This window comes from Catellatospora sp. NPDC049609 (assembly GCF_040675365.1).
Lineage (GTDB): Bacteria > Actinomycetota > Actinomycetes > Mycobacteriales > Micromonosporaceae > Catellatospora.
In genome coordinates this window covers 39874-45873 of record NZ_JBFAOU010000054.1, presented here as the reverse complement: position 1 = coordinate 45873, position 6000 = coordinate 39874, and the positions used below count along the sequence as shown (strand labels likewise).

The window sequence follows — 6000 nt, the reverse complement described above, 5'->3', positions numbered from 1 at the left end:
CGCCTCCCTCTTAACATCCAGGTTCCCATATCTGTATCAATACTAAAACAAAAACTTCATCCAGATAGGCCAACGTCTATGAAAAAACGGGCCCGGGAGTCACTCGCGCCCGCTCCGGCCGCCGGTCAGCGTCGGAGGCGATGGGTGGAGAGCGTCCGGAGCACCTCGGCGCGCACCGCGTCGGGCTCTCGCAGCAGCCGCGCACCGCTGTACCGCACGACCGTGTAACCGAGCGCACTCAGCGCCGCATCCCGCCGCATGTCCCACTCGCGGTCCTGCCGCGACGAGTGGTGCGCCAATCCGTCCAGCTCCACGTTCACCCCCGTCGCCTCATCCAGGACGTCGAGGATCACCGTGCGGCCGTCGAGGCGCACCGGCACCTGCCACTTCAGCCCGGCGAACGCCCGCCCTCGAAAAACCCGGTCGTATCCCCAGAGTTCCAGCGGACTGCGGCATCCCGCCTCAAGACGGTCCACCAGGTGTACGAGGTGACGCCGGCCCGCCAGCCGCGGGGCTCGCGCCAGCTCCTCAGTGAGGCGGGCGGGGGTCGTCATACGGTTGTTCACAGCCATGATCGCCGGAGCCCGCTTGGCCTCGCCGTCGAGCAGCGGCCAGCTGTCCACGATCGCGGCCTCCAATCGCGTGACCGGCACACCCTCGCGCTCGAGCACATCAGGCGGCTCGGCGACGAACCCGGCGCGTCGGTGGACCAGCACACCCGGCGCACCGCGCACATGCCGCGTCTCGCCGGTCATCAGGTGCGTCCACACGTCGCCCGGCACCGGCAGTCCCCAGACACGCAGCGCGGACAGATGGCTCGCGGCGACCGGACCGTCCGCGTACGCCAGGGCGGCGCGCAGCACGGCGTGCGGGTCTTCCAGCAACTCCGGCAGGAGGAATGTGCGCGGAAGGGGCCGCAGCACGTGTCCGGCGCGCACGGCGTACGCGAGCCCGTTGCGGTCGACGGCTTCGTGGCATTCGGCCGCCGTGCGTGTGACGACGCCGTCGCCGGCGTTCAGGACATCCCGGAGGGCTGGGCGCATCCCGGCAGCCTCACCGCCGGATCCGCTCGGATCCACAGCCGCCCGCCAACCTGTGGACGACACGCCGATCTGTCCACAGACCCGCCCCGCCCTTCGAACGACGTTGGCCTATCTGGATGACGAATTCGAGATCGAAGTCATCCAGATAGGCCAACGTCTATTAAAAAACGGGTTCGGTGCGGCGCGCACGGGACACGCGGCCGGCGTACGCGCTACTTCAGCGTCGCCCCCGTCAGCCCGGCCTGGACCTGGCGGTGGAACACGAGGTACACCGCGAGGATCGGCAGCATCGCGATCGTCATGCCCGCGAACAGCCGCGCGAAGTCCGTCTCGTACCGCGCGTTCGTCGCCAGCTCCAGCAGCCCCTGCGTCAGCAGCCGCTTGTCCTCGTCCTTCATGATCACCGTGGGCAGGATGAACTGGTTCCACTGCCCGATCACGTTGAAGATCCCGATGCCGATCAGACCAGGCTTCGCCATCGGCATCATCACCTGGAAGAACAGCCGCACGTGCCCGGCGCCGTCCACCGACGCCGCCTCCGCGATGCTGCTGGGCAGCGTACGGAAGAACGCGTGCAGGAAGAAGATCGTGAACGGCAGCGAGTACGCCACGTACACCAGGATCAGGCCGAGGTGGGTGCTCAGGCCGATGACCTCGGTGAGCCCGAGCCCCTTGGCGACCTTGTCGACGGTCAGGTAGAGCGGCAGGATGCCGAGGTAGATCGGCATGGTCAGGCCGGCGACGAACAGCCAGTACACCGCCCGGTTGCCGCGGAACGGGTAGCGGGCGAGCACGTACGCGGCCATGGAGCCGAGCAGCATGGTGAGGCTGACGCCGCCGATGAGCACGACGACGGTGTTGATGAAGAACTCGCCGATGTTGCCCTTGGTCCAGGCCCGGCCGAAGGCGCCCCAGAGCCACTGCTCGGGCAGGCCCAGCGGGTCGTTGATGATCTCGGTGTCGGTCTTGAACGACTGGATGACGGCCCAGATCAGCGGGATGGTGACCAGCGCGCCCCAGAGGAACAGGAAGCCGTGCGAGAAGACGTTGAAGACCCGGCCTTCCTCCTTGGGCGGCTTGGCCTCGCTCGCCGCCCTGGGGGGCGCGGCGGGGGGTTCGGGCGTCGCGGGCGCTTCGGTGGTCGCGAGGTGAGACATGGCGTTGCCCCTCAGAACTCGAGCTTGTCGCGGCTGCGGGTGACCCGCAGCTGCACCGCGGCGAGCAGCAGGGTCAGGATGGCGATGGAGACGCCCATGGCGCAGGCGAACGCGAAGGAGTCGAACCGCGACGGCCGGAAGGCGTTCGACATCATGTACGAGCTCATCACCTGGCTGGCGTCGTTCGGGCCGCCGCCGCCGGGGCCGGGCGTCATGCCGACCACGAGGGCGTAGAAGTCGAGCGCGGCGATGCCGAGGTACACCCAGGCGACGGAGACGTGCTCGCGCAGCAGGGGCAGGGTGACCCGGAAGAACGTCTGCACGCGGGTGGCGCCGTCGAGCGTGGCCGCCTCGAAGATGTCCTTGGGGATCGACTGCATCGCGGCGGAGAACAGGACGAGGTAGAAGCCGACGCCGCCCCAGATCGCGATGAGGATCAGGCAGACCAGGACGACGGGCGCCTCGAAGGTGAAGTTGCCGATGGTGATCGGCGGGAAGACGGACTCGCCCTCGGCCAGGAACATCAGCGGCTTGTCCCGCTCGACCAGGCCCAGCTCCATCAGCAGGGAGTTGATGAGGCCGCCGTCGTTGCTCTGGAACACCCGGCGCCAGATGACGGCGACGATGGCGATGGAGAGCACCTGCGGGAAGAAGAAGATGAACTTGTAGACCGAGGAGCCGCGCACGCCGCGCACGCCGGCCTTGTCGCCGCGGCCGCCGACGTTGAGCATGAAGGCGAAGAACAGCGCCAGCAGGATCGTGACGACCGGGTAGACCGTCAGCACCACGACGTTGTGGCCGAGCGCCTTCAGGAACACGTCGTCTCCGAAGAGCTCGACGTAGTTGCCGAATCCGACGTACGAGAAGTCCGGGCTGAAGCCCGAGAAATCGGTGACGGAGTAGTACGCCGTCTGGGCGTACGGGTAGAGCACGTACACCGCGTACAGCAGGATCGGGGCGAAGAGGAACCCTGTGATGAAACGGGCTCTGCCGAACGACATGGCGGTAGTCCTTTGCCGGCGACTTCGGAAGGGTTGGGCGGGGCCGGTGGTCCGGCCCCGCCCGATCACGCTGGTCCGCCGTTGCCGGCGGCCCGGACGCGAGATCAGGAAGCCTTCTGCTTCACGATCTTGTCGTCCTTCGCCACCTCGTCGGCGGCCTTCTGCACGGCGTCCATGAACTTCTCGGCGCTGCTCTTGCCGGCGGCCAGGTCGGTCGCGGCCGCGAACACCGCGTTCTGCAGCGGGGTGTACCAGCCGCCGTAACGCCAGTTGATGACCTCGGTGGCCGCGGCGGCGACCTTGGAGGCCGACGTCAGGGCGCTGGAGATGGTGAGGCCGTCGGCCGCACCCTTCACCACGGGCAGCGACTTGGTGAGCTCGGCGAACTTGCGGGCCTGCTCCTTGCCCAGCATCATGCGCAGGAACTCGAGGCCACCGGCCTGGTTCTTGGCCTTGGTGGGGACGACGAAGCCCTCACCGGGGGCCGCGTGCACGGCGCCGTACTTGGCCTTGTCCGAGCTGGTCAGGTCCCACGGCGGGGCGACGGCCAGCTTGACCGACGCGGGCAGGGTCTTGGCCATCTCGCCCTCGAGCCAGGAGCCGCACCAGATGAACAGGGCCTTGCCGTCGAGCACGGCCTGCTGGGTGGTGGTGTGGTCGAGACCCGCGGCACCGGCCTGGATCCAGCCCTTGCTCGCCATCTCGGCGATGCGCTCGGCGGCGACCTTGACCGCGTCCTGCTTCCACGCGTTCGGCTCCAGGTTGTCGATCTTGAGGATCGCCTCCTTGCCGCCGACCTTGTAGATCCACTCCGAGATCACGTTGTGGATGTACCAGGGGTGGATGCCCTGGAAGGTGTACGCCGCGATGCCCTTGGCCTTGGCGGCCTCGGCCAGCGTGGTGAACTCCTCCCACGTCTTCGGCACGGTCCAGCCGTTCTTGGCGAACAGCGCCTCGTCGTACCAGTGGCCGTAGATGGAGTACGCGTAGTTCAGCGTGTACATCTTGCCGTTGAACGTGCCCTCCTCGACGACGCCGGCCACCAGGGTGTCGCGCACCTTGGTCTTCGGGTCGTCGAAGCTGCCGGCGTCCAGCAGCTGGGTGAGGTCGGTCAGCTGGCCGCCCTGCACCACCGGGCCGACCGGGATGGTCTCCGGCGACGAGTTGTTCAGCACGTCCGGCGGGTTGCCACCGTAGAAGCGCGGCTGGTAGTCGGTCAGGATGGTCTTGGAGAACTTCAGCTCGACCTTGCTGCCCGGGAACTTCTTCTCATAGGCCGCCACGTCGAACTTGGCGTACTCCTCGCCGAAGCCGCCGTTGAAGAACGCGACCTCGAGCGGCTGCTTGTCACCGACGCCGAACGGGTTGGCCTCGGTCTTCTCGCCGGTGGTGCCACCCTCGCCGTCCTCGCTGGCGCAGGCGGCCAGGGCGCTGACGGCGGGGGCGGCGAGCAGACCGGCGGCAGCCGCCCGGCGCAGCAGGGTGCGACGGTTCAGCTCCGACGGGCTGTCGGGGGTTACGGTCATGACAATCTCCTCGTACGAGATATCGCGGCGCGTCGGGCCCATCCGGCGCGTCGCTGCTCTTGGATCTGGTGTTGCGCCTCCCCGGTCGACCCGGGAAACGTCACGCCCGCGGGCGTGACCAGATGCCGCAGCGTTGCGTCGCGTGACGTCGCCGCGTCAACCGGCGCAGCTGCGCCGGAACCTGTGGGACGGCCGGGGGCCGTCAGGGTGGAGAGCACTCACACCACCTCCCGGAGGCGGTGGCCCGCGACCGCCTGGGCGGTGCGCTGGAACGCCGCGTGCGCACGCTCGTGGGTGCGCTGCGCGACGGCGATGTAGAGCAGGTCGAGGACCACCAGCTGCGGGTGGCGGGCCGACAGCGAGTCCGGCCGGAACGTGGTGGCCTGCGTCGCCGTGGTCAGCACGACGTCGGCGACGTCGGCCAGCGGCGAGCGGGGGAAGCTGGTCAGCGCGACCGTGGTCGCGCCGCGGCTGCCGGCCTCGGCGACCATCTCGATGGTCTCCCTGGTCTGGCCGGAGTGGGAGATGCCCAGCGCGACGTCGCCCGCGCGCAGCAGCGCGGCGCTGGCCAGTCCGTTGTGCACGTCGGGCCAGGACCAGGCGGCGATCCCGATGCGGTGCAGGGAGAACTGCATCTCGGCGCCGACCAGCGCGGAGCCCGAGGCGCCGTAGATGTCGACCCGCTCGGCGGCGGCGATCGCGTCGGCGGCCCGCTCGACCTCGGCCAGGTCGGTCATCGCGGCGGTGTCCTGCATCGCGCGGGTGTCGGCCGCCATGATCTGGCCGAGTACGCGCTCCAGCGGGTCGCCGGGCTCGATCTCGCGTCCGATGTCGACGACCCAGCCCGCGGAGCGGGCGGCGCGGCCGGTCTCCCCGGCGATGGCCAGGCGCAGGTCGGCATACCCCTCGAAGCCGACCGCCCGGCAGAACCGGGTGATGGTGGCGGGCGAGGTGTGCGAGCGCTCGGCGAGCTCGACGATGGTGGCCCGCGCGGCGCCGGCCGGGTCGGTCAGCACCTGTTCCGCCACGCGCCGCAGGGCGCCGGTGAACTCCGGGAGCTTGGCGCGCAGACGGGCCAGCACGCTGTCCGTGCCTGCCGTCTGGTACGCGCCTTTTTCCACGGACGTCAACCTCTTTTAGGAAGGAGTGTTAACTGTATGTGGAAAGAATTCTTACTTAATTTGGCGCTGTGTCAACAGTCACGTTGGACGTTTTCAAACCGTTACTTTGCGACATCGGTCGATGGGATTAGCCACCCATCAGCCATTCGGTG

The 6000-nt window shown here is 68.5% G+C and carries 5 protein-coding genes; all 5 read right to left on the bottom strand.

The genetic code is table 11. The features are described 5' to 3' along the window. Window positions 1-125: 125 nt before the first annotated feature. On the bottom strand, window positions 126-1043 hold the full coding sequence (locus AB0J67_RS17440) for a DUF559 domain-containing protein (RefSeq protein WP_363483163.1): 918 nt from the start codon (window positions 1041-1043) through the stop codon (window positions 126-128). 212 nt (window positions 1044-1255) lie between these two features. Then, window positions 1256-2200, bottom strand: coding sequence for a carbohydrate ABC transporter permease (locus AB0J67_RS17435; protein ID WP_363483160.1), 945 nt, complete (start codon window positions 2198-2200; stop codon window positions 1256-1258). Window positions 2201-2211: 11 nt separating this feature from the next. Next, entirely contained in the window at window positions 2212-3201 is a 990-nt protein-coding gene (locus AB0J67_RS17430; protein WP_363483157.1) for a sugar ABC transporter permease, read from the bottom strand. Between the two features lie 104 nt (window positions 3202-3305). Continuing rightward, window positions 3306-4727, bottom strand: a complete 1422-nt coding sequence (gene ngcE / locus AB0J67_RS17425; RefSeq protein ID WP_363483153.1) for an N-acetylglucosamine/diacetylchitobiose ABC transporter substrate-binding protein — start codon at window positions 4725-4727, stop codon at window positions 3306-3308. A 218-nt stretch (window positions 4728-4945) separates the two neighbouring features. Next, the gene (locus tag AB0J67_RS17420) at window positions 4946-5848 is read right to left on the bottom strand and encodes a MurR/RpiR family transcriptional regulator (protein WP_363483150.1); all 903 of its coding nucleotides are present in this window, start codon (window positions 5846-5848) and stop codon (window positions 4946-4948) included. Between the last annotated feature and the right edge of the window lie 152 nt (window positions 5849-6000).

What these genes read in the sequence shown, in the direction of transcription:
- AB0J67_RS17440 (WP_363483163.1), bottom strand. Translation starts at nt 1,043, where the DNA reads ATGCGCCCAGCCCTCCGGGATGTCCTGAACGCCGGCGACGGCGTCGTC.
- AB0J67_RS17435 (WP_363483160.1), bottom strand. Translation starts at nt 2,200, where the DNA reads ATGTCTCACCTCGCGACCACCGAAGCGCCCGCGACGCCCGAACCCCCC.
- AB0J67_RS17430 (WP_363483157.1), bottom strand. Translation starts at nt 3,201, where the DNA reads ATGTCGTTCGGCAGAGCCCGTTTCATCACAGGGTTCCTCTTCGCCCCG.
- ngcE (WP_363483153.1), bottom strand. Translation starts at nt 4,727, where the DNA reads ATGACCGTAACCCCCGACAGCCCGTCGGAGCTGAACCGTCGCACCCTG.